The sequence below is a fragment of the Novosphingobium resinovorum genome, from assembly GCF_036352595.1.
In the GTDB taxonomy this organism is placed as follows: Bacteria; Pseudomonadota; Alphaproteobacteria; order Sphingomonadales; family Sphingomonadaceae; genus Novosphingobium; species Novosphingobium resinovorum_B.
The window spans coordinates 153,310-179,262 of sequence record NZ_JAZFAX010000003.1; the positions used below are offsets into that span (position 1 = coordinate 153,310).

The following is a 25,953-nucleotide window of genomic DNA, read 5'->3' on the forward strand; positions in this document are numbered from 1 at the left end:
TCATAGGGTGCGCGTAACCTTGTTGAGATGCGGCGGGCTGTCGGGGTTGCGCCCGCGCGCCAGCGAAAGCGCCTCGGCCAGCGCGTAGAAGCTCTGGATCTGGGCGATGGCGCCGAGCACCGGGTGGCTGTCCGTCGCGAAGGGCAGGATCGTTCCGGCGGGGGCGACGTCCTCGGGGAGCCCGGCGGCGATCACGTTGGCACCGCGCGCGGCGAAGTCCGCCAGCCGCTCGTGCAGGCCGGTGCGCGCGGCGTCGAGCGGGGCGAGCACCAGCACCGGGTCGCCCGCGCCGACCAGAGTCATCGGACCGTGCGCCACTTCGGCGCTGGAGAAGGCTTCGGCATGCAGGCTCGATGTTTCCTTCAGCTTGAGCGCGGCTTCGCCCGCGATCGGCAGGGTGGGGCCACGGCCGAGCACGAGCATCTCGCTCGCGTCCTTTAGCAGCGGCACCGCGCCGGTCCAATCGGCGTTCGCAGCCTGCTGCAGCACTTCGCCGGTGGTTTCCAGCGCGGCGAGCAGCGCGGCGTCCTGGCTCCACTCGGCGACCAGATGGGCGAGCGCGACGAGGGTGCACACGAAGCTCTTGGTCGCCGCGACGCTGGTTTCGGGACCGGCATGGACGGGGATGACGATCTGCGCGAGATCGGCCAGCGGCGATGCGGTGTCGTTGACCACGGCGATCACCACCGCGCCCTGGCGGCGCGCATCCTCGGCCGCCGCGATGAGGTCCGGGCTGCGGCCGGACTGCGAGATCGCGATCAGCGGCACGCCCGCGAACCGGGCCGAGGTGGCATGGTAGAGCGAGCCGATCGAAGGCGCATGGCTGAGCGTGGGCACGCCCGCGCACGTCTCAAGCAGGAACTTGGCGAAGGCGGCAGCCTGATCCGAACTGCCGCGCGCCAGAGTCGCCGCGAAGGGCGGGGCAAGGTCGCGCAGGGTGCGGCCGGCGTCGCGGACGAGATCGGCGTTCAGGCGCAGCTGCTGCGCGGCGCGTGCGGGGGCCTCGTTGGCCTCCTGTGCCATCCTTGTGGCGCTGTTGAGTGTCGTTGAGTGCATGCGATGACTGATACCAGTTTGCCGATTTTACACAAGTGGCATTAAATTGGTTTTGTCATTCGTGACGGAGATGATACCTGTCCGCCCGTTCATTCTAGGATGCCGCGTCTGCAAGTCGGCATCATGTCGGCGGAGGCGTACGCATGCTGGTGCTCGGATATATGAGCGGGACTTCGCTCGACGGTGTCGATGCGGCGCTGGTCGAGACCGACGGCGAGCGGATCGAGGGATTCGGTCCGGCGTTCCTCGCGCCGTTTTCCGATGCCGAGCGGTCGGTGATCGAGCATGCCACTGCGCAGGCGCTGGCGTGGAACGGGTTCGGCGAGGCGCCTGCGTTATTTGCGGCGGCCTCGGCGGTGGTGCATCAGGTGCATGTGCGGGCGGCGCGGGAAGTCATCGCGCGGGCGGGTCGGCGGCCCGATCTCGTGGGGTTTCATGGGCAGACCGTGCTGCACCGGCCCGAGCGGGCGCTGACCGTGCAGATCGGCGATGCGCAGGCGCTCGCGGATGCGCTGGACGCGCCGGTGGTGGGTCAGATGCGGCTCGACGATCTGGCGGCGGGCGGGCAGGGCGCGCCGCTGGTGCCGGCCTATCACGCGGCACTGGCGGCGAAGCTGGGGCTCGAAGGTCCCGTGGCGTTCCTCAACCTCGGCGGGGTGGCGAATGTCACGTACATCGGTGGGCAGGGCGAGCTGGTGGCGTTCGATACCGGGCCTGCCAACGGGCTGATCGACCAGGTGGTGCAGGCGCGCGGGGCTGGGCGCTACGACGATGGCGGGCGCTTCGCGGCGGCGGGCCGGGTGGACGCGGCGGTGCTGGCGCAGCTTCTCTCGCACGAGCATTTCCGGGGGCAGGGGCCGAAGTCGCTTGACCGCTACGACTTTCCGCTCGATTGGGCCGACGCCTGTTCGCTGGAGGACGCGGCGGCGACGCTGACGGCGTTCACGGCGGATTCGGTGGCTCTGGCGGCGCGCAGCTTGCCTGAGGCGCCGAAGCTCTGGGTGGTCTGCGGCGGCGGCTGTCACAACCCGGTGCTGATGCAGGCGCTGCGGGATCGTCTCGGCATCTGCCGCACCGCCGACGACCTCGGCCTGCGCAGCGATTTCGTCGAGGCGGAGGCGATGGCCTTCCTCGCGGCGCGGTCCCTGCGGGGGTTGCCGCTGACCTATCCCGGCACCACCGGGGTCGCGGCGCCGCTGACCGGCGGCACCCTCTGGCGGCCCGAGGCTCTGGCAGCCTAATATAACACCAATACAATACCGGTACTTTACAAATTGGAACCGGTATGGTTGATGCAAAAATCCAGCAAAAACGCTGCCGAGTCCTTGGGTCGCACCATGACGGGATCGAGCGGTGACTGGGTTCAGGGATATTGGAAATATGAAGGGGAATCCGATGGTTAAGTCTCACAGGAATGCCGTTGCCATGGCCGCGCTGGTCGTCGCGCTGGCCCACGCGCCCGCCTATGCCCAGTCGGCGGACGATTCGGCGACCGGCAACGACATCATCGTCACCGGCACCCGCATCAAGATGCCGGGCAACACCTCCAGCAGTCCGATCGCCTCCACTTCGGAAGAGCAGATCAAGCTGCAGGCGGCGCTGACGATCGAGGATTTCTCGACCAAGCTTCCCCAGCTTTCGGGCGGTGTGCGCCAGGGTTCGCAGGGTAGCGACGCCTTCGGCGCGCAAGTCCTCGAACTGCGCAACTTCGGCCAGAGCCGCACGCTGGTGCTGATCGACGGCACCCGCGGCACCCCGTTCGGTTTCCGTAACTCGATGGACGTGAACTCGATCCCGGCCTCGCTCATCAAGCGCGTTGACGTGCTGACCGGCGGCGCGGCGGCGGTCTACGGCGCCGACGCGGTCGCGGGCGTCGTCAACTTCATCCTCAACGACGATTTCGAAGGCGTGCGCGGCACTTCGGCGGCGCGTCTGTCCGAGCATGGCGGCGCGCAGTACGGCGGTTCGGTCATGGTCGGCACCGGCCTGGGCGATCGCGGCCATGTGGTCGTCGCCCTCGACTACACGCAGCGCGACATGATCCGCGCCGGCCAGCGCGACTGGGCGACGACGCCCAACTCGACGATCCCGAGCACCGGCGGCGTCTATACCGACGTGGCCAGCGGCAACACCTTCGGCTTCACCGACAGCGGCGCCTTCACCGATTCGCCCGCCTCGACCTCGAACATCAGCAGCCGTTATCCGCTGACTTCGGGCCTGAAGCGCATCAACGCCGCCGCGCTGTTCAAGTACGAGCTGACCCCCGCGATCGAAGTCTACGGCCGCGCGATGTTCAACAACTCGCGCTCGACCGAGACCGGCACCGTCGGCGCCACCCCGGTCGCGCTCAGCCGCACCGTTTCGGTCAGCGAGAGCAACCCGTACCTCACCGATGACATTCGCAACCAGCTGACGTTCGTGAACGGCACCGCGCAAGTAAACGTCTCGCGCTCGCTGAACCAGATCATCATGTACCACACCGATCGCGACACCTTCCAGGCCCAGACCGGCCTGCGCGGTGCCCTGACCAGCGCGATCAACTGGAACGTTTACGCCCAGTACGGGCGCTCGACCGAGAGCACCGAGATCACCGGCGACGGCCTCGTCAACAACGCTTCGGGCGTGAACAACTTCGCCACGCTGGCGTCGATGGGTGACATCTTCTCGAGTGAGGGCCTGATCGACGGCCTGACCAGCGACATCAGCAGCTTCCACCGCAAGCGCGACCAGTTCGTCACCGCCGGCACCTTGAGCGGTACGTCGGAAGAGCTGTTCTCGCTCCCCGCCGGTCCGATCGGCTTCGCCGCCGGTGTCGAATACCGCCGCGAGACCGCCAGCATCGGCCAGGATAGCGCGCTGCTGACCGGCAACACGTACAAGGAAGGCGTGCAGGCGGCCTACAAGGGCAAGTTCGACGTTGTCGAACTCTACGGCGAAGTGCTGATCCCGGTGCTGCACGACCTGCCGCTGATCGAGAAGTTCGACGTGGGCGGCGCCTACCGCCTGTCGAAGTACGACTTGTGGGGCACGCACGGCACGTGGAAGATGGAGGCCAACTGGAAGGTCGATGGCAACCTGCGGGTTCGCGGTACTTTCCAGCGCGTGCTGCGTACGCCCAACTTCGGTGAATTCGCGGGCGGCGTCTCCTCGCTGCCGTTCAGCAACCTTGTCACCGTCGACCGCCTGAAGCCGCGCTACGGCGGCGATCCGTGCGTGCTGGGCACCGGCGATGCCGCGCAGTGCGCGCGCTTCGGCGCCCCGGCCGTGGGTTCGGCGGACTCGACTTCGGCGAGCTACCTGACCGGCAACTACTACTACGGCGGCAACCCCGACCTGCAGCCGGAAACCGGCAAGACCAAGACGATCGGCGCGGTCTTCACGCCGACCTTCCTGCCGGGCTTCAACGCCACCCTCGACTGGTACGAGATGAACCTCAAGGGCGCGGTCGGCGTGATCCAGCCGATCGCGGCGATCACCAGCTGCTACATCACCAACCCTTCGGCCAGCAATCCGCTGTGCGCCCTGGTGACGCGCAACGAGGACGGCACCTTCAAGGATGCCTACGTCAACAACCAGAACCTGGGCCGCATCGTTCAGCGCGGCTTCGACATCTCGGCGACCTACACGGCGCGTCCGGAGTTCCTGGGCGATGTGGGCGTGCGCTTCAGCTATCAGGGCAACATCGTGACTTCGTACACGATCCAGGCCAACGCAACGGTCAGCGCGGTGCAGTGCAAGGGCACCTTCGGCGCCACCTGTTCGAGCGACGGCACCACGCTGGTGCAGCCCGACTATCGCCACACGGCGGGCGTCGGTCTGCTGTTCGGCCGTGGCACCATCCAGTTCGACTGGCAGCGCATCGGCAAGGTGAAGTCGAGCGCTGCGGGTTCGACCGAGACGATTTCGGCGCAGAACACCTTCGACCTGTCGGCCTCGCGTGAGTTCCAGAAGGGCATCACGATGACCGCCGGAATCTACAACCTGTTCGACAAGAACCCCCCCTACGTGTCGACGGGCGGTGTGTTCAACACCTTCCCCGACACGTACGACATCCTCGGGCGCACGTTCGGCTTCTCGCTGACCGCGCAAATCTGAGGAGCATTCCCCCCCTGACGGTGCGCCCGGCCAACTCTCCTCCGGCCGGGCGCCCGCTTTTTTCTTTGTGGGGAGCGCCCTGACGCGGGGGGCTTCGACAAGCTCAGCCTGAGCGGAATTTAGAGATTTACTCTCAGTACCGCTCAGACTGAGCTTGTCGAAGCCCCCGAGGCCCAGCGCCCATTTCGGAGACTATCGCGATGACACTGCCGTTTTCCCTGGCGGACTGGCTGGTGATCGCCGCCTACCTGCTGCTGCTGGTCGCGGGCGGGTGGATCTTCACGCCGCGCAAGACCGCCTCGGCGCATGACTATTTCCTTGCCGGCGGCAGCGTGCCCGCATGGCTGGCGGCGATCTCGGTGCTGTCCGCCACGCAGTCCGCCGCGACGTTCCTCGGCGGGCCGGACTACGGCTACCACGGCGACCTCACGTACCTTAGCGGCAACATCGGCGGCCTCATCGGCGCGATCTTCGTGGCGCACGTGATGATCCCGCGCTTCTACGCGATCAAGGCGACCACCGCCTACGAACTGCTGACCTTGCGCTTCTCCGAGAAGGCGACGCGCTGGGCGGGCGGCATGTTCCTTGTCGGCCGCGTGTTCGCGGGCGGGGCGCGCGTCTATCTGGCGGCGATCGCGCTGGCCATGGTCATCACCGGCACCGTCGAGGCGCAGGGGATCATGATCGCGGCCGCCGTGCTGATCGTGGCGAGCGTGCTGTTCACGTTCGTCGGCGGCCTCAAGTCGGTGCTGTGGAACGACCTCATCCAGTTCGTCGTCTACCTCGGCTCGGCCATCGCAGTGCTGGTGTTCCTGCGGCTGTCGATCCCGGCCTCGACCGGAGAGATCGTGCAGGGGCTGATGCACACGCCCGAAGGCGTCAACAAGCTGAAGTTCTTCGACTTTTCCATGGACCTGTCGCGGCCGTTCTCGATGCTGGCGATCGTGCTGGGGCTTTCGCTGCTCTACATTGCCAACGCGGGCATGGACCAGGACACCACGCAGCGCCTGCTGTCGTGCAAGGACGCGAAGACCGGTGCCAAAAGCCTCTACCTCTCCGTCTTCGCGACGCTGCCGGTGGTGGGCATGTTCATCGTGATCGGCCTGCTGCTCTACGTGTTCTACGACAGGCCGGACCTGATGGGCGGCGCCACCGCGTCCGCCGGGAACCAGTTCGGCGGCGAGAAGATCAGCATCTTCATGCACTATATCCTCACCCAGCTGCCGGGCGGCCTCCGCGGCCTCGTGACGATCGGCATCTGCGCGGCGGCGGTGGCGACCACCAATTCGGCGCTCAATGCGATGTCCTCGGTGCTGGTGCAGGACTTCTATCGGCCGTGGAAGGAGAAGCGTTCGAGCCCGCCGGAGCACCACTACGTCAGCGCCGGGCGCGCAGGGATGGGCGTGATCGGTTTTGCGATGTTCGTGATGGCGATCGTCTCGTTCTACTGGCAGCGCTACACCGACATGGGCCTGCTGGAGTTCGCGCTGCAGGTGATGGTGTTCACCTATGCGGGACTGCTGGGCGTCTACTTCACCGCGCTGTTCACCACGCGCGGGACGACCGGCTCGGTGATCGCCTCGCTCATCGTCGGCTTCGTCACGGTTCTGTTGCTTCAGCCCGGTATCGCGCATTCCATCGGGATGCCGGAAGTGCTCAGCGGCCTGTCGTTCCCGTTCCAGCTCTGCATCGCCACCGTCGTGGCCTTCGTGGTCTGCGTCGTGCCTGCCGGTTCCGGCAAGGCCATCGTGGCCGCAACTTGATCCAAGGTATCCCATGAAAACCGAAGCTCTCGACCCCCGTTACCGCGACCTCGACCTCTGGCCGACCGAGCTGGCCGTCGAGGCCATGCTGGAAGGGCAGATGGCCGCGATCGCCGCGCTCCAGTCGCAGACCCTGGCCATCGCGCGCGCGGCCGAAGCGGCGGCGAGCCGGCTGGGCAGGACCGGACGGCTGGTCTTCGTCGGTGCCGGTACTTCGGGCCGCCTTGCGGTGCAGGACGGCGCGGAGCTGTGGCCGACCTACGGCTGGCCGATGACGCGCATGGTGTTCCTGATGGCGGGCGGCGTCAGCGCGCTCACCGAAGCCTACGAAGGCGCCGAGGACGATGTCGAGGCGGGCCGCGCGGAGATCGTCGCGGCGGGCGTCGGCCCCGATGACGTGGTGATCGGCGTCGCCGCCAGCGGCCGCACGCCTTATACGCTCGCCGCGATCGAGCAGGCGCGCAGCCTTGGCGCGCTTACCATCGCCATCGCCAACAACGCCGGTTCGGTGCTGCTGGACGCGGCCGAGCATCCGGTCTGCGCGGTCACCGGCAGCGAGATCGTCGGCGGCTCCACCCGCATGAAGGCGGGCACCGCGCAGAAGGCGATGCTCAACCTGCTGTCCACCGCGATCATGATCCGGCTGGGGCTGGTCTACGAAGGGCGCATGGTCGCCATGCGCATCTCCAACGAGAAGCTCTTGCAACGCGGGCGCGGCATGGTTCAGGATATCGCCGGGGTGGACGCCGAGGCGGCCGCGCAGGCCCTTGAGGTGGCGGACAATGAAATCCGGCTCGGCGTGCTCGTCGCGCTCGGCCGGTCCGTCGCCGAGGGGCAGGCACTGCTGGACACGCACGGCGGCGATCTGCGCAAGGCCCTGACGGCGCTGGAAGGGCGAGACTGACCGACGATGCGTGACTTTCCCCTGACCCGGAACGACGATGGCGGGCCGCTCTACCTGCAGCTGGCGCGATCCCTGCGCGAGCATATCAGCAGCGGCGGCATCGATCCGGGCGGCGCGCTTCCGTCGGAGCGCGATCTCAGCGAGATGGCGGGAATGTCGCGCGTCACGGTGCGCAAGGGCATCGAGCAACTGATCGAGGAAGGCGTGCTGGTCCGCAAGCAGGGCTCGGGCACCTTCGTCGCGCGGCGGATCGAGACGCCGGGCGGCAAGCTCTCCAGCTTCAGCGACGATACCCGATCGCGCGGGGAAGCGCCCGGCGTGGTGTGGATCAACAAGACTTACGCCCAGCCCACCGAGGAAGAGGCCGCTGCGCTGGAAGTATCGGGCAACGCACGGGTGGCGCGGCTGGGGCGCGTGCGTCTGGCCGGGGGCGAGCCGCTGGCGATCGAGCACGCGGTGATCCCGGCGCAGTTCCTGCCCGATCTCGATGCGCTGGGGGATTCGCTCTATCAGGCGCTGGACAGCCACGGATTCCGGCCGACTTCGGGCATCCAGCGGGTGCGGGCCTCGCTGGCGACGCCGACAGAGGCGGGCATCCTCAGCGTCAAGCAGAACTCCGAAGTCCTGCGCATCGAGCGTGTCACGCGCATCGCCGATGGCCGGATCGTCGAGTTCACCCGCTCGGTCTATCGCGGCGATCGCTACGAGTTCGTGAGCGAACTCAAGGACATATAGTCAGAACGTCACGTCGATCCGCACCGTGTCGGTATAGGAACCGGCGGGCGGCGTCACCTGGCCCGGCAGGATCGCGGCGCGGTAGGTGTAGCCTTGCGTGGTGACCGAATCGTAGGTGCCGGCATTGCTGTCCGCCGTGGCGCTGCTGCGCCGGGCGGCGCCGGTCGGCCCCCAGCGGTCTGCGGAGCTGGCGGTCTTGTAGATTTCGTAGCGCAGGTAATTGCTGGAAGTGCCGCTGCGCATCCGGCGCACTCCGTTGTCGGCATTGGCGCCGTTGTCGAGGCCGACCGTATAGGCCGCTCCGGCGCTGCAGCGGATCAGGATCGTGCGCGTGACCGGGTTGAAGCTGCCGACCAGCGGCGCCGATCCGAAGGCGGCATTGGGGGCGGTGATGATGCAGTCGTTCTGCACCACCAGTTGGACGTTGACCCGCACCGCCGTGCCCGTCCCCCAGACCACGGTTCCGCCAAGGCCGGGCCGCTGGAAGGCGGGGCTGGCCGAATAGCTCAGGCAGACGACCGCGCCCAGCGAGCAGACCGAGTAGTACCAGCGCAAGTCGATGAAGCCGCTGTACGTCCCCGCCGGCAGCGCCGACTTGGGGACCGTTCGGATATAGATCGGCACCGCGTTGTTGGTCCCCGCGAACAGGCTCAGCACGGCGAGTGAGGACAGGTTCTGGAACGTCCCCACCGTCAGCGCCGCACCGTTCTGCGACAACGAGGCGACGTAGGAGATCGTCGCCCCGTTCGGCCCGGTCAGCAGGAAGGTCGATGCCTCCAGCCGCAGCCCGACGTAATGCGTGGTGAGCAGGGCCAGCGTGACGTCGCACTGCAGCCCGGCCGAGCCGCTCCCCTGCTGCGCGGTGCTCGCCACGGTGTAGGAACTCGCGGCGCCGAGGTCGACGGTGGAGCCCGATACGGTGCAGGCCCGCGCGGCGCCGGGTGCAAGGACCGCGGCCGAGAGCGCGGCGGCGGGGGCCAGCAACCGGCGGATCAGGGGCGACATGCCAGCCTCCCCAGATCGATGATGCCGTCCCCGCTGGCCTGCGCGGTGAAGCGCACCCGGCACGATGCGCCTGCGGGCAACTGCACCGTCACCGCGTTGTCCGGGGCCACGTTCTCCAGGTAGAGCATGCCGTCCCAGCCGACATAAGTGGTTTCGCCGCGATCGGTGGTGGCGATCGCGCCGGCGGGCAGGGGTGTGCCCCCGGCGTCGGTCAGGATCGCGCGCGCGGGCGTCATGCGCTCCACGTCGAAGCGGATGACGTGGCCGCTGCCCGCCGCGATGGCGACCTTGCGGCTGACTTCGGTGGCCTTGACGTTGGGCGGCAGCGAGAGCGTGTCGATGTCGTAGCGGGCCGGGTAATAGGCGCTGGCGGTGGGGATCATCAGCTGGCCATGGCGGTTGGTCTCGCCGATCAGCTGGTTCTCGTAGCGGACGGGCACCCCGGCCTCGCCGCCGGTGTTGACGACGGCGAAGGCGTCGGTCACGCGGTTGGCGGCGAACAGGGCGCCGTCCATGAACACCAGCGAGCCGCTCGCGCCGAACCAGCCGGTCACCGCATCGCGGCCATAGGCGCCCGCGCGCAGCTGGATCGGCTGGGTCCGCCAGATCACGTCGCCGCGCAAGTACGGGCTGGCGCCGTCCTCGCTCCAGGCGCTGGCGTTGAGGCCGATGCCGCCGTCGGTCGGCACCGGCCGGCTATAGTCGGCGCGCAGCCCCATGCGTCCCTGCTCGTCGCGCGTCACTCCGCCGCTGACGGTGCCGCTGCCCAGCGGCAGGGTCAGCGTAAGCGCGCCCGACCAGCCGCGATCCGCGAACTCGCGCGAGAGCGTGGCGTAGAGCCGGCTCTGGCCCCACAGCGGCAGCGCCCACGAGGCATTGGCAAAACGCGTGGTGTCGCGTGACCGGTCGCGCAGTTCGAAGTAGCCGACCCCCAGCGTCCCGGCGGAACCGAGCGACAGGCTGGCGGTGGCGGCGGTGGTGCGCTCGCGCCCGCCGTCCAGCTCGCTGTCGATCAGGCCGAGGTCGAGGTAGTCCCGGTCCTGCCGGATATGCTGCACGCCCAGCGTGAAGCGCTGCGTCTGGTACTCGTAGCCGAGCGCCAGCTGGCCGCCGCTTGCGCCATCTCCGAAGCTGCGGCTGTAGGAGGCGCTGGCGACGCCGAAGTTGCCCAGCTTGACCACCGCGCCGCCGCCAATCAGGCGCAGTTCCTGCGCCAGTTCGGCGCGCATCTCCAGCGTCACCCCGTCGGTCAGTCCGTGCCGCGCGTAGCCGCCCGCCACCATCGCCCCGTAGTCGAAGCTGCGGCGGCCGTAATTGCGCCGCAACGCTCCGGCGGCGAGCGAGTAGTCGGTCAGCCCGGGGCGCAGCAGGGTGCTGCTGACGTAGAAGGGCATCGAGGTCGCGATGCTGCGGCCCTGCATGTCGGTGACGATCAGGTTCGCCTCTCCCCGCCCGTTGATCGGCGGCAGCGTATCGAGCGAGAAGGGCCCGGGATTGACCCGGCTCCCCGCGATCCGCTGGCCGTTGACGATCAGGTCCACGGTGGAGGGCAGGGCGGCGGTCCCGGCGAATTCGGGCAGCGGATAGGTCACCACGTCCGGCCGCACCGCGAAATCGCGTGAGACTTGCGCCCCGCCCAGCCGCACGGCGCTGGCCCAGGACAGCGTGCGGGTGATGACGTCACCGGCTTCCACGGTGGTCATCGTGCGCTCGTCCGACCAGCGCCAGTGGGTGTCGTAGCGGATGAAGGGGCGCCCGGTGCCGGTCTGCAGCACGCCGGTGGAGGACAGCACGCCCATCGGCCCGAACACGCGCGCCTCTTGCCAGAGCGAGGCCTGTGTCGGCGCATTGCCGCCGCCGGTGACGTAGAGATCGTAGTTGAGCAGCGCCCCGGTATCCTGCGCGGCGCGGCGCAGGCCTTCGCGGGACGCGCCGATGCGCTGGCTGGGCAGGTAGCGCGGCGAGACCGTCAGGTGCAACTGCTGGCGCGCCGCGTCATAATCGACGGCGACGCCTTCGAGGTCGTCCGGAAAGATCGTCTCGGCAGGGGAGGCAAACTGCATGCCGGTGCGCCGCAGGTCGGCGGTGCGCACCTCGAAGCGGTCACGCCGCTTGACGACGGGGACCACGATGCCGCTCTCCATGCCGTTGACGACGAGTTCCAGTTGCAGCCGCTGGTCGGCGTCCACGTCGATGCGGGCCGGGGGCGGGGGCAGGTCCGACCACGCCCCGGCATCCGCCGCCGCCGGTGCGGCTGCCGGTGCCTCGGCCGCGCGGGACGGGCCCGGGGGCAGCACCACGGCGCTCGCGATCGCCGTAGTGAGGGCCGACTTCAGGGCCGTTCGGGCGGCCGGGGATAGCGGCGGGCGCACTCCGGGTCATTCCGGCAGCCGCTCGATGCGGGCGCCGGGATCGCCGTTGAGGCTGGCGACGAGATCGCCGGTGGGCTCGGTCCCCGCCGGCAGGGGCCAGCGCATCGTCGCGCCGGGCAGTACGTAGCCGAACAGGCCGTCGGCCACTTTGGCGCTCCCTTTTCCCCCCGCTCTGGAACCGGGCTTGCCACTGAAGGCCACGTCGGTCAGCCGGGCATGGCCGGGGCCGTCGTTGCGGATCTCCAGGAAGCGGCCCTTGTCGTCCGATCCGGTGCGCCAGCCCAGATGGGACGGGGGCGGAGGCGTGGCGGCCTTGTCGCGGCCCTTGGCGGCGTGGCCGGTATCCGCCGCATAGGAGAACAGCGGCAGCGAATAGCGCATGCGGAATGCGATCGCGGCGCCGCTGGCCTGTTGCGGGGCTCCGGCGGCGACATCGGGCGCGGTGGGGATCTGGTCGACGACGATGCGATAGGGCTTTTCGGGTACCCCGGGCGGGGGCACCAGCCGGGTCAGGCGCACCAGTTGCCGCTGGCCGGGCTCGACGCTCAGGATCGGCGGCGTCCCCAGGATGTCGTTCTGCGCGGCATAGACGTTGCGCCCGTCCTGCTGCGCCCAGGCATAGACCCGCACCTGCAGCGTGATCGGCGCCCGTCCGGGATTCTCCAGCCAGAGCGCGGCGGCCTGCGCGTCGCCCTCGATCACCGGGTTGATCGGCCAGATCAGGAGCGAGCCGGGCCCCGACGCCCCGGATGCCCCGCCTGCCGCCGGCGATTGGGCGATTGCCGGGCCGAGGCACGCCGGACAGATGCACAAGGCGGCCGCTGCGGCTGCTAGAACGGCGAAACTGGCGGTCCTCATCGGTGTCCTCCCGGTCGCATGGATTTCACCATGTCAGCGTTATCGTCAGGGTATCGGTGTAAGTGCCGGGCGGCAGGGTGCCGGGCAGGGTCAGCGAACCGTAGACCGGCAACCGCACGTCCTCGCTCGTGGCGCTCGTCACCGTGACCGGGACCGCCGTGCCGATGGCGATCGGCAGGGTGCAGGCGGCGTCGCGGCATAAGCGGTAGGGGATGCGCGCGGTGGCGGTCGCACCGCGCTGCAGGTTGCGCCCGCCTGCCGCCGCGTGGCCGCCCCCGTCGATGCTCATCGTCAGCCCGACGCCGGGCGTGCAGCGCAGGCGGATCGCCTGCCCGGTCGTCGTCGTGGCGGTGCGGGTGGCGACCGAGAACGTCGAATCGACGCCGAAGTCGAGCACCCCGATCCTCCCTGCATTACCGCTGGCGCCAAGTCCGTCGACGAGGCATCCCGGCGTCACCGTCGCCGTCACGTCGAACTGGGCCGTGGTATCCGCCCGTGCGGGCGTGACGTGCGCCAAAGGCCAGAGCATTGGCCAGAGCAGGGCGCAAAGACCCCGTCGCCGGATCGCCGCTGTCACGGTGTGTGCCGGGCGGTCCTCATAGCTCGAGCACGACGGTCAGCACGTCGGCATAGACACCGGCGGTCAGTCCGGCCTCGCCGAAGGCACGGCCATAGACGTTGACGGTCTGCGGCGCTCCGTTCGCCAGCAGGCTGACACTGCCGCCAAGCGGGATGATCGCGGTACGCCCCGCATCGGAGTAGAGATTGTAGGTCACGAACTGCCCGGCGACGCCCTGGTGCGCCATCGCGTGCAACCCGGCGCCCGAGCCCGAGCCATCGTTCTGCCCGGCCTGGAAGGTGACGGTGGGGGTCACCCCGTTGCTGCACTGGACGGTGAAGCCGGCGGCACCGTTCAGGATCTGGCCGTCGGCCTGGGTGAACAGCGTGTTCTGCACGCCGAAGCTGAGATCGCCGAAATCGACGTTGGCGGCGCCGTCATCGTAGCTCTGCCCGTTGATGATGCACCCGGCGCCCAGCGTGATCGTCGCATCGACGGTTCCGGCGATGTCCGCTTGCGCGGCAGGAGCAACCAGCAACGCGGCCGACAGTCCGGACACAGCGAGACATATCTTTCTGACCATTTTCGCACCTCCCTCGAAATGGCGGGCCATCAGGCTCGCGGACTGGCAGCGTGAGCGCGTTGCGGTGTGTCGGCCCTGTGCCGGTTCGCCGGCGAAGAGAAGATCGGACCGGCCTGCATGCGCTGTACGACCGACAATGGAACCTTACGCCGATAGTTCCGTGAGGGAGTGGGTGGATATCCTTGAACAGGATGTAATATTCAGCGGATCATAGTTAATTTACTTAACTGTGGTCAATTTTTTATATTTAGCAATGCGATATGTTAAATCAAAATGAATGTAATGCGTTGATAAAGCAACCTGATCGAATGTTTTCATTGATCGTGTCTGGCCCGGTCCGGCGCCGATGGACCGGCTGCAGATCGTCCATTGGGTTATCCACGGTCGAGGCCGGCGGCAGGCCGTCAGCGGGATCGACCCGCGGGCGGCCTTGCGATTAAGGGCGGGCGGATGAGTATCATCGCCACCATCATGAATTCGAGCACCGGTCAGCCCATCCAGAAGATGACCTTCCAGCGCATGCCGAAGCCCTGGGTCACCCTGCATCTCGCCAATGGCGAGCAGGTCACCGCCGACCGGGTGAACGTCGGCAAGCCGGCGCCCGGCAAGTTCATCGCGCCGGTCGAGGTATGGGTCACGCCCAAGGGCTGAAATCAGACGGGCAGCCCGACGTAGTTTTCCGCGATCGCGCGCTGGGCCGCTTCGCTCGAGGCGATGTAGTCCAGTTCGGCGATCTGCATGCGCCGCTCGAACGCGCCGTCTTCGGGGAAGCGGTGCATCAGCCTGGTCAGCGACCAGCTGAAGCGCTCCGCCTTCCACACGCGGGCGAGGGCCTTTTCGGAGTATCCGGGAATCGCGTCGGCATCGTTCCGGCGGAAGAAGGCGAGCAGGGCCCCGGCGGCGTAGTGCACGTCGCTCGCCGCCAGGTTCAGGCCCTTGGCGCCGGTCGGCGGCACGATATGCGCCGCGTCGCCGCACAGCAGCAGGCTGCCGTGGCGCATCGGCTCGAACACGAAGGAGCGCAGCGGCGCGATCGACTTCTCGATCGAGGGGCCGCGCGTGATGTGTGATGCCGCTTCCGGTCCCAGCCGCACGCTCAACTCGTCCCAGATGCGTTCGTCGCTCCAGTCCTCCACCTTCTCGGTCACGGGCACGTCGATGTAATAGCGGCTGCGGGCGGCGCTGCGCTGCGAGGCGAGGGCGAAGCCGCGGTCGTGGTTGGCGTAGATCAGTTCGTGGTTGCAGGGCGGGACGTCGGCCAGGATGCCGAGCCAGCCGAACGGATAGACGCGCTCGAACGAACGGGCCACCGATGCCGGGATCGCCTTGCGCGAGGGGCCGTGGAACCCGTCGCAGCCGATGATGAAACGGGCGTCGAGGCGCTGCCGGATGCCGCCGCTGGTATAGCTGACCCAGGGGGCGTCGCTCTCGATATCGTGCAGGGCGACGTCGGCGGCCGCGTAGACGACCTCGAGCCCGCGCGGTCCGGCGGCTTCCATCAGGTCGCGGGTCAGCTGGGTCTGGCCGTAGACCATGACCTGCCTGCCGGTCAGGGCCTTGATGTCGATGCGGATCAGGCGCTCGCCGTCCGCGAGGTTGAAGCCGTCGTGCGGCAGTCCTTCGGCCTTCATGCGGGCATCGAGGCCGAGCCGCTCCATCAGGCCGACCGTCACCTCCTCCAGCACGCCGGCGCGGATGCGCGACAGGACATAGGGGGCGGTCTGGCGTTCCAGGACGACGCAGTCGATCCCTTCGGCCTTGAGGCAATGCGCGAGCAGCAGCCCGGCCGGTCCTGCTCCGATGATGGCAACTTGGGTTTTCATGAAAGTCTCCACGAGCGACGCGCTCTGAACCGGCGCGTTGGCATGGCCATGGATTGACAGCGACGGCCGCCGGGGGACAGAGACGGGCGAGTCAATCTTCAGGTACTTTCAGGACACCGGCATGCTCTCCAGCATTATCCCGAGCTTCGTGCTCTATGGTGAGAATTCGCGGGAAAGCCCGCCGGATCTGGCGCATATCGAAACGATCGCGGTGCGCAGCGCCTTGTATGACTGGGAGATTTCACCCCATCGCCACGAACGTAACGTCCAGGCATTGCTGGTGATGAACGGACAGGTCGAGTTCCGCTGCGACGGTGTGACGCGCCTGCTGGACGCGCCGTGCTACATGGTCGTGCCGATCGGCAGCGTGCACGGCTTCCGGTTCACGCCGGGAACCTCCGGCTATGTCCTGACCCTGGCCGCCGGCTTCGCCTCGCGCGCGGCGCATCCCGGCGATCCACTGCTGGGCCTGCTGACGGGAGGCGGCTGCGGGGAAGTTCCGGCGGCGAACCGGGAAAGGGTGGACTGGCTGTGCCGCGAACTGCTGGCCGTCCAGGCCGACTGGCACCTGCCGCAGCCGCTGTTCCTGGCGCTTGCCGAGGCCCTGGTGCGATCGCTGCCGTCATCCGGGTCGGACGAGGCGGGCGGCGAGGACGAAAGGCACCTCGCCGCATTCCGCCGCCTGATCGAACTGCATCTGCGCGAGCGGCACGAGCTTGCGTGGTATGCTGGCAGGCTGGGCATGACGACCAAGACTCTGACCCGGATCTGCCGGCGCAAGCTCGATTGCACGCCGGTCGAACTGATCCATGCCCGCGTGGTGCTGGAAGCGCAGCGGCTGCTCTGCTTCACCAATGCGAGCATCGTGCAGGTGGCGGCGGACCTGGGTTTTTCCGACAGTTCCTATTTCTCGCGCTTCTACCAGCGGCTGACCGGGCACCGCCCCCGCGAGGAGAAGTCGCGGGGGAAAGTCGAGGTCGGCGCCCGCCAATCATAAATTGATATTGATTATTAGTTGCATATAACTGCAGGGCGAGGCTCTTGCTGGCCTCCTGTCCCTTCCCCCTGCAGGAAAGCATACGATGACTGGCAACCTCTCCGAGACTGGCGCCCTCTCCGAATCCGGCATCGCCTCGCGCCCGGCCACGGCGCTGCGCGGTGAAGACCATGACGCCGGCCTGCACGATGTCCGCGCCGTGGTCGAATCGATCGAGCAATCGGGTGTCTCGATCCTGCGCATCGGCGCGCGGTTGCAGGCCTCGGCCGAAGATCCCGCCTGGTCCGCCGCGAACGTCGCGTTCCGGCTTCACCTGAATGCCGGGGGAGAGGAAGTCTCGCGCATCTACACCGTGCGCGACACCGATGGCGCGGGCGGGTTCCGGTTCGACGTAGTGCTTCATGAAGGTTCCAGCCCGATGATGCAGTGGTGCGCGGCCTTGCGGATCGGCGATGTCTTCGGCCTGACCGGCCCGCGTCCGCACATGGGCATTCCCGAGACCGCCGGGCGAAAGGTGGCGCTGTTCCTCGACGAGACGGGCATCCCGGCGCTCTATTCGCTGCTGATGCGCTGGCCGCAGGGCGTGACCGGCAAGGGCTGGGTGGTGACGCGCGATGTCGCCGCCTTTGCCGAACTGCCCCGGATCGCCGGTCTCGACCTGGAGCACCTGCAGCCGGACGATACCGCGCAGATCCTGCTGGCCCGTGCGCGCGATCTGGCGGACGCTGCCGACCGCGTCGTCTGGGCCGCCGGCGAGCGGCGCGAGATGCGCGCGATCCGGCAGCACTTCGCGGCGCTCGGCGTGGCGCGCCAGGATCTGGCGATCACCGGCTATTGGGGGCGCGGCCTGAGCAACACGCAGATCGACGAAAGGCGCAAGGCGGATTACGAGGGCGTCCTGGCCCGTGGCGGAACGCTGGCCGATTACGACGATCTCGCCGTCGAGATCTGAACTGCGCAGGATGGAGCCGATGGATACGCATTTCGTGGACGGTGCCTTCGTCGCCGACGAACTCGTCCGCGCGGCGGTCCATCAGGCGCTGGCGGCGGCTGAACCGATGCAGAAGCAGCGCCAGCAGATGACCGGCGCCTTCGAAGGCTGGTTCTGGGTCGAGGACGTCAGCGAACACCTGTTCGTCTCGGCCTGCGAACTCGTCTGCCCGACGGGTGCGGCGATCTCGCAGCCGGTCGAGCGTTCGGTGATGATCACACTTCTGCTCGAAGGCGACAACGGCAGCTTCGCGCCCGAAGGGGCCGCGCCGGTGTCGAGCCGGCTGGAGCGCGCGCACATCGTCGCCCTGGGCGAGCAGCGGCTCTGCTCGCGCGTGCTGGCGCCGGGGCAGGGGTGCCGGCGGGTGGAGCTGGGCGTGCGCTCGCCGTTCCTCGATGCCAATGCCGATGCGCTGTCGGCCATGGACCTGGAGGCGCTGGACTATCTGATGGCGCCGGGGTTCCGCAGCTATCACCTGCCGCGCACCGAGACGATGACCCGCATGGCCGCGATGCTGGCCGAGGAGCGCTATCACGGATCACTCGGCCGGCTGTTCCGCGAATCCATGACGGTGCAACTGATGCTGCAGTCGCTGCGGCTGTTCGCGCAGGACCGGGAAGGCGCCGAAGGTCGCAGGCCGCGCAGCCGCGACGCGGTGATGGCGGCGCGCGATATTCTCGACGCCGCGCTGCTGGCGCCGCCCGGCACGATCGAACTGGCGCGGCAGGTCGGCCTCAACCGCAATGCGCTGCAGGCCGGTTTTCGCGAGGCGTTCGGCACCACCGTCTTCGGTTACGTGCGCGACCGGCGCATGGCGATGGCGCGGGTGATGATCGAGGAACAGGGCTTGGGCGCCGCCGAGGCCGGCTACAAGGTCGGCTTTGCCAGCCCGTCCGCCTTCACGGCGGCCTATCGCCGTACTTTCGGCAGTCCGCCCATGCGGGGCAGCCGGGCTGCCTGACGCGACAGTCTTCGTGCCGCGCGCGACAGTAATCGCGATTGGAGCGGGCCGGGCACGCTCCTAATGAGAGCCGGTCGCATTTACGGCGACACGATCATCTCTTCGAGCGAGGGCAAAATCGGCGGACCGATATAGCGGTCCACCGGCCGCAGGGGACTGCGCGTGCGACCCGATCCTTGCTCGAGATACGGCACGAACAGGGAATTCATGACCAGAATCTGCTTGCTCTCCGCAGCCCTGCTTGCGGGGACGTCCGGTATCGCGCACGCTCAGGCGGCTGACGAGGCCGAGACTTCCGACCGCGTCATCGTGGTGACCGCGACCGGCCAGTCCTCGGCGACCTCGACCACCAAGACCAGCACGCCGATCATCGAATCGCCGCAGTCGATCTCGGTCGTCAGCCGCGAGGAGATGGACTTGCGGGCCTCGCCGACGATCTCGGACGCGCTGGCCTATACGGCGGGCGTGCAGGCGGCGCCCTCGGGCCTCGACAGCCGCGTCGACGAGGTGACCGTGCGCGGCTTCGCGGCCGGCGGGTTCTCGTCGAACAACAACTTCGTCGACGGCATCCGCCTGCCCACCGGCGGGCAGTGGACGCGCACCTCGTTCGATACCTTCGCGATCCAGCAGGTCGAGGTGCTCAAGGGCCCCTCTGGCACGCTCTACGGCCAGAGCGCGCCGGGCGGCATGGTCAACATCGTCACCAAGCGGCCGACCGAGCAGTTCCATGCCGAGATGATGCTGCAGGCGGTCGGCATGACCGACCTCGGCAAGTGGAACACGCAAGCCGCGGTGGACGTCGGCGGGCCGGTGACCTCGACGCTCTCGGCGCGGGTGGTCGGTCTGGCGCGCTATGGCGATACGCAAGTCGATGACGTGCGGAACAGCCGCTATTACATCTCGCCCAGCCTGACCTGGCGGCCGGACGAGAACACCACCTGGACCCTGCTCGGCCAGTACCAGCGCGACGAGGGCGGCGCGACCTTCCAGTACTTGCCGGCGACCGGCGCGCTGCGCAGGAGCAACGGCCAGTACATCAAGCTGGGCGACAACCTCGGCGAGCCGGACTGGAACACGTACGACCGCAACCAGTACCTTGCCGCCAGCTTCTTCGAGCACAAGTTCGGCGATGCGATCACGGTACGCAACAACACGCGCTACACCCATCTCGACAGCCTCTACAAGGTGGTGGTGCTGACCGGGGACACCGTCACCACCTGCACCGCCGCGATCGCGGGCTGCATCGCCGGCCAGACGATCCAGCGCCGCGCCGTGCAGGGCAACGGCAAGAGCGACGGCATCTCCACCGATACCCAGGTCGAGGCGCACTTCGCCACCGGGCCGGTGAAGCACACCATGCTCGCTGGCTTCGATTACTTCCACACCAAGTGGGAGCATTACCGCTACTACGCCGCCACGCTGCCGCTGCTCGACATCTTCGACCCGCAGCCGCGCGGTGCCTCGACGATCGCCGCAAGCCTGGTGCCGCAAACCTTCGTGGAGACGGTGAGCACGCAGGCGGGCGTCTACCTGCAGGACCAGATCAGCCTCGATCGCCTGCGCGTGACGGTGAGCGGCCGGCAGGACTGGTACAAGGACGACCAGTACAATCCGCGCACCGCCACCGGCTTCGTCTCGAAGAGCAACGCCTTCACCTGGCGCGCCGGTGCGGTCTACCTGTTCGACAACGGGCTGGCGCCGTACTTCAGCTATGCCGAGAGCTTCCAGCCGCAGGTCAGCGATCCGGCGACCAACCTGACCGGCGCGGTGTTCAAGCCGACCACCGGGCAGCAGTTCGAAGCCGGCCTGCGCTACCAGCATAAGGGCATCTACCTGACGCTGGGCGCCTACCAGATCACCCAGCAGAACATCACCACTTCGGCCAGCACCGACGAACTGGCGGCCTATCCCGGCCACGCCTGCGACGACGCGAGCTGCCTCGTCCAGACCGGCGAAGTGCGCATCCGCGGTGTCGAGTTCGAGGCCAAGGCCTCGCTCCCCTGGGGCATGGCAGTGGTCGGCAGCGTGACCCGCAGCGACAGCGAGATCACCGAGACCCGAACGGCGGGGCAACTGGGCAAGAAGCTGGCGGCGGTGCCGGACTGGATGGCCTCCGCGCTGGTCAGCCAGAAGCTGGAGAACGGCCTCAGCTTCGGCGGCGGCGCGCGCTATACCGGCAAGAGCTTTGGCGAGAACACCAATGCCCCCAACCTCGCGATCCCGGACTATATGCTGTTCGACGTGTTCGCGAGGCTGGACCTCGGCAAGCTGAGCCCGACGCTCGATGGCGCCTCGTTCTCGCTCAACGCGCGCAACGTCGCCAACAAGCGCTACGTCGCGACCTGCATCGCGCTTTCGGCCTGCTACTACGGCGAAGGGCGTACGCTGACGGCGCGGCTGCAGTTCCGGTGGTGATCGTTCCCGTCGCGGGCGGCGTGCTCGCGGTGCTTGCCGCGATCACGCTCTACCTTGCCGCGCCGCACCAGCGCTGGGGGGCTCTGCCCCTCGGCGCCGCCGCCTTCGGGTGGGGCGGAGCGGCGCTGCTGGTCATCGCCCTCGTCCTGCTGCTGAGCTGGGCGGGACCGGCGACCGCGCTGTTCATCCTCGCCACGCTGCTGATGACGACATGGTCGATCGTGCCCGTCGCCATCGCCTGGTGGCGCCGCGAGGAGGGAGACGCCCGATGACCCGTCCGCTTTCGAGCCGCGACTGGCTGGGCAAGACCAGTGCCGGTTTCGTGCTCGGCTTCACTTTCGCGCTGGCGCTCTCCGGGCTGTTCCGGCTGTGGACCGGCTATGGCGATGCCTACTTCTCCGCGCAGGGGCAGCTGGGCATGTGGATCATGGCGCTGACCTGGCCGCTGGTGCTGGGCTTCGTCTTCCTGTTTCGCACAACCTTGCGCGCCTGGCTGTGGCTGGCGCTCGCCAATCTCGTGACCTGGGTGCCGCTGGTGGCCCTGGGGGGACTGCACACATCATGAAACTGCCCACCGATCTTGTCCGGATGTACAAGGAGATCCACGGCTGGGTCGGCATCGTCGCCGGCCTTGCGCTGTTCATCGCCTTCTATGCCGGCGCCCTGACGATGTTCGAGGAACCGCTGCAGCGCTGGGCCTCGCCGCCCTCGACACTGGCGCCGGCGCCGTCGCTGGAGCGCACCCCCGAACTCGTCGCCAAGGTGAAGGCCGCTTATCCGCAGGCCGCGCGCGGCTACGAGGTCAACCTCGTCATCGACGCCGCGCATCCGGGGCGTGTCAGCTGGCGCGCGCCGGGCGGCAAGCGCGGCGAACACGGCGGCGGCGCGACGTACTTCGCCTCGCTTGCGCCTGACGGATCGCTGCAGGTGGAGAAGCAGCAGCGCTCCGAGGTCGCCAACTTCATCGACGTGCTGCACCAGCAGGTGGGCCTGCCGTTCCCGCACTGGCTGGCGATGCCGATCATGGGCGGCGTCTCGCTGCTCTACGTGATCGCGATGATTTCAGGGGTCGCGGTGCTGCTGCCCAGCCTGGTGAGCGACCTGTTCGCGCTGCGCATCGGCCGCAACGTCAAGCGCATGTGGCTGGACCTGCACAACCTGCTCGGGCTGATGAGCCTGCCGTTCCACATCATCATCGCGCTCACCGCCGTTGTCTTCGCCTTTCACGACGAGTTCTACGGCGCGCAGCGGCTGGCCTTCTCCGACGCGGCGAGCCGTGCGCGGCCGATGATGCGCGCGGAGGCGTCGATCGACGGCACGCCCACGATCACGCCGCTACGGATCGTCCAGCGCCTGCAGGAACAGGCCCCCGGCTTCACGCCGCACCAGATCGTCTACGGACAGGGCGGCGGCATCCTGCCCGCCTTGCGCGTGCAGGGCACCGATCCGCGCTACGGCCAGCGCGGGCCGACGTACGGCATCGCGGGTCTCGATCCGGATACCGCCGAGATCGTCGATCGCAACTACATGCCGGGCATGCAGGACGGCTGGGCGGCGACCACGACGGGCCTGTTCACGCTGCACTTCGGCAGTTTCGGCGGCTATCCGATCCGCTGGACCTACTTCCTGATGGGGCTGGCAGGCGCGTTCCTGTTCTACACCGGCAACCTGCTGTGGGTGGAAAGCCGCCGCAAGCGCGAGCGCAAGGCCGGTGCGGTCACGCAGACCCGCGCGACCCGCGTGCTCGGCGCCCTGACGGTGGGGGTGCCGACCGGCTGCGTCGCGGGGACCGCCGTGACGCTGGCGGCGGCCAAGCTCGCCGGTCCCTCGGCAAGCTACGGCCTGCACAGCGCGGTCTACTACGGTGTGTTCCTGGGCTGCACGCTCTGGGCGCTGGTGCGCGGCGCGGGCCGGGCGGGCAGCGAACTGACGGTGCTGGCTGCCGCCGCGATGCTGACGGTTCCCGCTGCAAGCCTGCTGCGGGGCAGGGGCTGGTACGACGCCGGCGAACTGCTGCTGGTGGACGCGGCGGCGGCGGTCATGGCGATCGCCTTGCTGGCCATCGCCAGATCCGCATGGCGCCGAGCCGGGGCGGGCACGCGGGACAGCGTGTGGGCGGCCCGGCCCCTGGCATCGTGACCGTAGGCACGAACACGCTGCGCCGCCGTCCGCGCGTGGAGCGGCAGGTGCTGCGGATCCTGCGCGGCGGGGATTATCCGTCACTCGACCGCCGGGTGGCGCAGGATTTCGCGGCTCTTCGCGAAGCCGCGCGGCGGGAAGGCCATGTCGTCCTTCCCGCCGAGGCGGGCTACCTCAGCGACGGCGAGTTGATGCTGCTGGCCGGGCTGGCGGTGTCGCAGAGGCTCGTCGCGCCCGGGTGCCAGGAGGTCCGCGAAGGCCCGCTGGCGGCCGTGATCGCCGCGTGCGCCGAACGCCTCACGGGAATGGGCCTCAGGCTCTATCCGCTGACCCTCTATGCCCACAGGGTGCGCCAGGCGGCGTCCTGAAAGCGCGCCCCCCGTCCGGCTAGCGGCGGATTCATGTGTTACAAGGGTTGCTAATGCGTGTTATTCGCACTAGCGGAACCGCGCGACGCACATGAAATGAGGGCATAATGCGCACGACTTCCACGGCTTTGGCCGTCGTCATGGTTTTTCACGCCGGCAGCGCTCTGGCGCAGGCGGCACCGGACGCGGCTCCCGCCGACCGCGAGATCATCGTCACCGCGACCGGCGAATCCTCGGCCACTTCCAGCACCAAGACCGGCACGCCGATCATCGAATCGCCGCAGAGCATCTCCATCGTCAGCCGCGAGGAGATGGACCTGCGCGCCTCGCCGACGATCGCCGATGCCCTGAGCTATACCGCGGGCGTGCAGGCGGCCTCGTTCGGAATGGACAGCCGTGTCGATGAAGTCGCTGTGCGCGGCTTCGGTGCGGGCGGCTTTTCCTCGAACAACAACTTCGTCGACGGGCTGCGCCTGCCGTCCGGCGGCCAGTGGACGCGCCCGGCGTTCGATACCTTCGCGCTGCAGCAGATCGAGGTGCTGAAAGGCCCCTCGGGCGCGCTCTACGGACAGACCGCGCCCGGCGGCGTCGTCAACATCGTCACCAAGCGGCCCACCGACACGTTCCAGGCGGAGTTCATGCTGCAGGGGATCGGCACCACCGATCTCGACAACTGGAACTACCAGGCGGCGGCCGACGTTTCCGGGCCGATTTCCGGCACGCTGTCGGCGCGCGTGGTGGGCCTTGCGCGCTATGGCGACACGCAGGTTGACGGGGTGCAGAACGGCCGCCAGTACCTCTCGCCGAGCCTGACCTGGAAGCCGGACGAGAACACCACCTGGACCCTGCTGGGCCAGTACCAGCGCGACGAGGGCGGCGCGACGTTCCAGTTCCTGCCGGCGACCGGCACGCTCTACAAGTCGAACGGGCAGTACATCGCCAACGACGCAAATCTCGGCGAGCCGGACTGGAACACCTTCAATCGCAACGAGTATCTGGCCGCCAGCTTCTTCGAGCACCGGTTCGGCGATCACGTCACGCTGCGCAACAACACGCGCTACACCCGGCTGGAGACGCTCTACCGCGTCGTCGTCCTGAGCGGGAACACCTATACCACTTGCCCGAGCACCATCGCCGGGTGCATCGCCGGGCAGACCATCGGCCGCCGGGCGGTGCAGGGCGTGGGCAGCAGCGACGGCATCGCGACCGATACCCAGCTCGAAGGCCGCTTCGATACCGGCGCGGTGGAGCATATCGTGCTGGGCGGCTTCGATTACTTCCATACCGACTGGAAGCACTACCGCGATCTCGTCAGTTCCTCGCTGGTGCTGCCGCTGCTCGACATGTTCGATCCGCAGTCGCGCGGGTCGAGCGGCTTTGCCGTGAACATGAGCCCGCAGGTCTACACCGCGACCACCAGCAACCAGTACGGCCTCTATTTCCAGGACCAGATGACCTGGGGCAACCTTCACGTCACCGTCGGCGGACGGCACGACTGGGCCGAGGACCACACCACCAATCTGATTTCCGATACGCGCTTCGATACCAAGTCGAACAAGTTCACCTGGCGCGCCGGTGCGGTCTACACCTTCGACAACGGCCTGGCGCCCTACTTCAGCTATGCCGAATCGTTCCTGCCGCAAGTCACCGACCCGTCGACCAACATGACCGGCGAACCGTTCAAGCCGACGACCGGCCAGCAGTACGAAGCCGGCATCCGCTACCAGGTCGGCAAGGCGATCTACCTGACGCTGGGGGCGTACCAGATCACCCAGCAGAACATGACCACGCCGAGCCCCGACGGCATCCTTTGCGGCACGACGACATGTCTCGTGCAGGTCGGCGAGGGGCGCGTGCGCGGCGTCGAGTTCGAGGGCAAGGCGACCCTGCCGTGGAACCTGGCGGTCATCGCCACCGCGACCCGCAGCAACGCCAAGGTGACGAAGGGCTCCATCGTGCAGACCACTGCGGGGGCGACCAACACCAGCTCGCTGCCCGAGGGCAACTGGCTGCCGCAGGCGCCCAAGTGGATGGCCTCGCTGTTCCTGAACCAGCGCTTCGAGGGCGGCGCGCTCGACGGCTCGTCCTTCGGCGGCGGCGCGCGCTATACCGGCGTCAGCTATGGCGATGGCCTCAATACCCTGAAGATTCCGGACTATGTGCTGTTCGACCTGTTCGTGAAGCATGACTTCGGCAATGGCATGACCGCGTCGATCAACGGCCGCAACATCGCCAACAAGCGCTTTGTCGCGACCTGCACCGCCACTTCCGCCTGCTACTATGGCGAGGGTCGCAGCGTGACCGCGCGCCTGGACGTGCGCTGGTGATG

At 68.1% G+C, this 25,953-nt stretch carries 23 protein-coding genes; 15 read left to right on the plus strand and 8 right to left on the minus strand.

Features of this window, described 5'->3' with window-relative positions:
- Nucleotides 1–1,023, minus strand: a complete 1,023-nt coding sequence (locus V2S85_RS04960; protein ID WP_330701760.1) for an SIS domain-containing protein — start codon at nt 1,021–1,023, stop codon at nt 1–3.
- Nucleotides 1,024–1,199: 176 nt separating this feature from the next.
- On the opposite strand from V2S85_RS04960, the gene V2S85_RS04965 reads away from it, so the two are divergent.
- From V2S85_RS04965 to V2S85_RS04985, 5 genes are all read left to right on the plus strand, one after another.
- Nucleotides 1,200–2,297 carry an anhydro-N-acetylmuramic acid kinase gene (locus tag V2S85_RS04965; RefSeq protein WP_330701761.1) on the plus strand — a complete coding sequence of 366 codons (1,098 nt, stop codon included), beginning with the start codon at nt 1,200–1,202 and terminating at the stop codon, nt 2,295–2,297.
- Between the two features lie 154 nt (nt 2,298–2,451).
- Complete coding sequence (locus V2S85_RS04970; RefSeq protein ID WP_330701762.1) at nt 2,452–5,151, plus strand: TonB-dependent receptor domain-containing protein; 2,700 nt, start codon at nt 2,452–2,454, stop codon at nt 5,149–5,151.
- A 200-nt stretch (nt 5,152–5,351) separates the two neighbouring features.
- Nucleotides 5,352–6,914 carry a sodium:solute symporter gene (locus tag V2S85_RS04975; RefSeq protein WP_330701763.1) on the plus strand — a complete coding sequence of 521 codons (1,563 nt, stop codon included), beginning with the start codon at nt 5,352–5,354 and terminating at the stop codon, nt 6,912–6,914.
- A gap of 13 nt (nt 6,915–6,927) precedes the next feature.
- A complete protein-coding gene (locus V2S85_RS04980) occupies nt 6,928–7,818 on the plus strand; it encodes an N-acetylmuramic acid 6-phosphate etherase (RefSeq protein WP_330701764.1) in 891 nt (296 codons plus the stop codon).
- Between the two features lie 6 nt (nt 7,819–7,824).
- Nucleotides 7,825–8,553, plus strand: a complete 729-nt coding sequence (locus V2S85_RS04985) for a GntR family transcriptional regulator (RefSeq protein ID WP_330701765.1) — start codon at nt 7,825–7,827, stop codon at nt 8,551–8,553.
- Here V2S85_RS04985 and V2S85_RS04990 read toward each other — a convergent pair whose 3' ends face one another.
- From V2S85_RS04990 to V2S85_RS05010, 5 genes are all read right to left on the minus strand, one after another.
- The gene (locus tag V2S85_RS04990; protein ID WP_330701766.1) at nt 8,554–9,558 is read right to left on the minus strand and encodes a spore coat U domain-containing protein; all 1,005 of its coding nucleotides are present in this window, start codon (nt 9,556–9,558) and stop codon (nt 8,554–8,556) included. It abuts the gene before it with no gap.
- Nucleotides 9,546–11,858 (minus strand): fimbria/pilus outer membrane usher protein, encoded by a 2,313-nt coding sequence (locus V2S85_RS04995; protein ID WP_330701767.1) that lies wholly within the window; start codon nt 11,856–11,858, stop codon nt 9,546–9,548. Before V2S85_RS04995 ends, V2S85_RS04990 begins: the two co-directional genes overlap by 13 nt.
- Before the next feature lie 78 nt (nt 11,859–11,936).
- The gene (locus V2S85_RS05000) at nt 11,937–12,788 is read right to left on the minus strand and encodes a molecular chaperone (RefSeq protein WP_330701768.1); all 852 of its coding nucleotides are present in this window, start codon (nt 12,786–12,788) and stop codon (nt 11,937–11,939) included.
- 25 nt (nt 12,789–12,813) lie between these two features.
- Entirely contained in the window at nt 12,814–13,317 is a 504-nt protein-coding gene (locus tag V2S85_RS05005) for a spore coat U domain-containing protein (protein WP_330701769.1), read from the minus strand.
- 67 nt (nt 13,318–13,384) lie between these two features.
- Nucleotides 13,385–13,906 carry a spore coat U domain-containing protein gene (locus V2S85_RS05010; protein ID WP_330701770.1) on the minus strand — a complete coding sequence of 174 codons (522 nt, stop codon included), beginning with the start codon at nt 13,904–13,906 and terminating at the stop codon, nt 13,385–13,387.
- A gap of 474 nt (nt 13,907–14,380) precedes the next feature.
- On the opposite strand from V2S85_RS05010, the gene V2S85_RS05015 reads away from it, so the two are divergent.
- Nucleotides 14,381–14,581 (plus strand): hypothetical protein, encoded by a 201-nt coding sequence (locus V2S85_RS05015; protein WP_330701771.1) that lies wholly within the window; start codon nt 14,381–14,383, stop codon nt 14,579–14,581.
- Nucleotides 14,582–14,583: 2 nt separating this feature from the next.
- Here V2S85_RS05015 and pobA read toward each other — a convergent pair whose 3' ends face one another.
- On the minus strand, nt 14,584–15,753 hold the full coding sequence (gene pobA, locus V2S85_RS05020; protein WP_330701772.1) for a 4-hydroxybenzoate 3-monooxygenase: 1,170 nt from the start codon (nt 15,751–15,753) through the stop codon (nt 14,584–14,586).
- Between the two features lie 121 nt (nt 15,754–15,874).
- On the opposite strand from pobA, the gene V2S85_RS05025 reads away from it, so the two are divergent.
- From V2S85_RS05025 to V2S85_RS05035, 3 genes are all read left to right on the plus strand, one after another.
- Nucleotides 15,875–16,750 carry a helix-turn-helix domain-containing protein gene (locus tag V2S85_RS05025; protein WP_330701773.1) on the plus strand — a complete coding sequence of 292 codons (876 nt, stop codon included), beginning with the start codon at nt 15,875–15,877 and terminating at the stop codon, nt 16,748–16,750.
- Between the two features lie 85 nt (nt 16,751–16,835).
- Nucleotides 16,836–17,702 carry a siderophore-interacting protein gene (locus V2S85_RS05030; RefSeq protein WP_330701774.1) on the plus strand — a complete coding sequence of 289 codons (867 nt, stop codon included), beginning with the start codon at nt 16,836–16,838 and terminating at the stop codon, nt 17,700–17,702.
- A 19-nt stretch (nt 17,703–17,721) separates the two neighbouring features.
- Nucleotides 17,722–18,702 carry an AraC family transcriptional regulator gene (locus V2S85_RS05035; RefSeq protein ID WP_330701775.1) on the plus strand — a complete coding sequence of 327 codons (981 nt, stop codon included), beginning with the start codon at nt 17,722–17,724 and terminating at the stop codon, nt 18,700–18,702.
- An 80-nt stretch (nt 18,703–18,782) separates the two neighbouring features.
- On the opposite strand, the gene V2S85_RS05040 is transcribed toward V2S85_RS05035, so the two are convergent.
- Nucleotides 18,783–18,911, minus strand: coding sequence for a hypothetical protein (locus V2S85_RS05040; protein ID WP_330701776.1), 129 nt, complete (start codon nt 18,909–18,911; stop codon nt 18,783–18,785).
- Between V2S85_RS05040 and V2S85_RS05045 the strand changes: the two genes are divergently transcribed.
- The 6 genes from V2S85_RS05045 to V2S85_RS05070 all read left to right on the plus strand — a co-directional run bounded on the left by V2S85_RS05045 (nt 18,910) and on the right by V2S85_RS05070 (nt 25,951).
- Complete coding sequence (locus V2S85_RS05045) at nt 18,910–21,117, plus strand: TonB-dependent siderophore receptor (protein WP_330701777.1); 2,208 nt, start codon at nt 18,910–18,912, stop codon at nt 21,115–21,117. The genes V2S85_RS05040 and V2S85_RS05045 overlap by 2 nt on opposite strands.
- Nucleotides 21,111–21,389 carry a hypothetical protein gene (locus tag V2S85_RS05050; RefSeq protein ID WP_330701778.1) on the plus strand — a complete coding sequence of 93 codons (279 nt, stop codon included), beginning with the start codon at nt 21,111–21,113 and terminating at the stop codon, nt 21,387–21,389. Before V2S85_RS05045 ends, V2S85_RS05050 begins: the two co-directional genes overlap by 7 nt.
- Complete coding sequence (locus V2S85_RS05055; RefSeq protein ID WP_330701779.1) at nt 21,386–21,682, plus strand: hypothetical protein; 297 nt, start codon at nt 21,386–21,388, stop codon at nt 21,680–21,682. The genes V2S85_RS05050 and V2S85_RS05055 overlap by 4 nt, the downstream gene beginning before the upstream one ends.
- Nucleotides 21,679–23,256, plus strand: a complete 1,578-nt coding sequence (locus tag V2S85_RS05060; protein WP_330701780.1) for a PepSY-associated TM helix domain-containing protein — start codon at nt 21,679–21,681, stop codon at nt 23,254–23,256. Before V2S85_RS05055 ends, V2S85_RS05060 begins: the two co-directional genes overlap by 4 nt.
- On the plus strand, nt 23,253–23,624 hold the full coding sequence (locus V2S85_RS05065; protein ID WP_330701781.1) for a hypothetical protein: 372 nt from the start codon (nt 23,253–23,255) through the stop codon (nt 23,622–23,624). Before V2S85_RS05060 ends, V2S85_RS05065 begins: the two co-directional genes overlap by 4 nt.
- A gap of 107 nt (nt 23,625–23,731) precedes the next feature.
- Nucleotides 23,732–25,951 carry a TonB-dependent siderophore receptor gene (locus V2S85_RS05070; protein WP_330701782.1) on the plus strand — a complete coding sequence of 740 codons (2,220 nt, stop codon included), beginning with the start codon at nt 23,732–23,734 and terminating at the stop codon, nt 25,949–25,951.
- The last annotated feature ends 2 nt before the right edge of the window (nt 25,952–25,953 follow it).

What these genes read in the sequence shown, in the direction of transcription:
- V2S85_RS04980 (WP_330701764.1), top strand. Translation starts at nt 6,928, where the DNA reads ATGAAAACCGAAGCTCTCGACCCCCGTTACCGCGACCTCGACCTCTGG.
- V2S85_RS05070 (WP_330701782.1), top strand. Translation starts at nt 23,732, where the DNA reads ATGCGCACGACTTCCACGGCTTTGGCCGTCGTCATGGTTTTTCACGCC.
- V2S85_RS05045 (WP_330701777.1), top strand. Translation starts at nt 18,910, where the DNA reads ATGACCAGAATCTGCTTGCTCTCCGCAGCCCTGCTTGCGGGGACGTCC.
- V2S85_RS05015 (WP_330701771.1), top strand. Translation starts at nt 14,381, where the DNA reads ATGAGTATCATCGCCACCATCATGAATTCGAGCACCGGTCAGCCCATC.
- V2S85_RS05060 (WP_330701780.1), top strand. Translation starts at nt 21,679, where the DNA reads ATGAAACTGCCCACCGATCTTGTCCGGATGTACAAGGAGATCCACGGC.
- V2S85_RS04985 (WP_330701765.1), top strand. Translation starts at nt 7,825, where the DNA reads ATGCGTGACTTTCCCCTGACCCGGAACGACGATGGCGGGCCGCTCTAC.
- V2S85_RS05035 (WP_330701775.1), top strand. Translation starts at nt 17,722, where the DNA reads ATGGATACGCATTTCGTGGACGGTGCCTTCGTCGCCGACGAACTCGTC.
- V2S85_RS04960 (WP_330701760.1), bottom strand. Translation starts at nt 1,023, where the DNA reads ATGGCACAGGAGGCCAACGAGGCCCCCGCACGCGCCGCGCAGCAGCTG.
- V2S85_RS05040 (WP_330701776.1), bottom strand. Translation starts at nt 18,911, where the DNA reads ATGAATTCCCTGTTCGTGCCGTATCTCGAGCAAGGATCGGGTCGCACG.
- pobA (WP_330701772.1), bottom strand. Translation starts at nt 15,753, where the DNA reads ATGAAAACCCAAGTTGCCATCATCGGAGCAGGACCGGCCGGGCTGCTG.
- V2S85_RS04965 (WP_330701761.1), top strand. Translation starts at nt 1,200, where the DNA reads ATGCTGGTGCTCGGATATATGAGCGGGACTTCGCTCGACGGTGTCGAT.
- V2S85_RS05030 (WP_330701774.1), top strand. Translation starts at nt 16,836, where the DNA reads ATGACTGGCAACCTCTCCGAGACTGGCGCCCTCTCCGAATCCGGCATC.
- V2S85_RS04975 (WP_330701763.1), top strand. Translation starts at nt 5,352, where the DNA reads ATGACACTGCCGTTTTCCCTGGCGGACTGGCTGGTGATCGCCGCCTAC.
- V2S85_RS05005 (WP_330701769.1), bottom strand. Translation starts at nt 13,317, where the DNA reads ATGCTCTGGCCTTTGGCGCACGTCACGCCCGCACGGGCGGATACCACG.
- V2S85_RS05055 (WP_330701779.1), top strand. Translation starts at nt 21,386, where the DNA reads ATGACCCGTCCGCTTTCGAGCCGCGACTGGCTGGGCAAGACCAGTGCC.
- V2S85_RS04990 (WP_330701766.1), bottom strand. Translation starts at nt 9,558, where the DNA reads ATGTCGCCCCTGATCCGCCGGTTGCTGGCCCCCGCCGCCGCGCTCTCG.
- V2S85_RS05000 (WP_330701768.1), bottom strand. Translation starts at nt 12,788, where the DNA reads ATGAGGACCGCCAGTTTCGCCGTTCTAGCAGCCGCAGCGGCCGCCTTG.
- V2S85_RS05025 (WP_330701773.1), top strand. Translation starts at nt 15,875, where the DNA reads ATGCTCTCCAGCATTATCCCGAGCTTCGTGCTCTATGGTGAGAATTCG.
- V2S85_RS04970 (WP_330701762.1), top strand. Translation starts at nt 2,452, where the DNA reads ATGGTTAAGTCTCACAGGAATGCCGTTGCCATGGCCGCGCTGGTCGTC.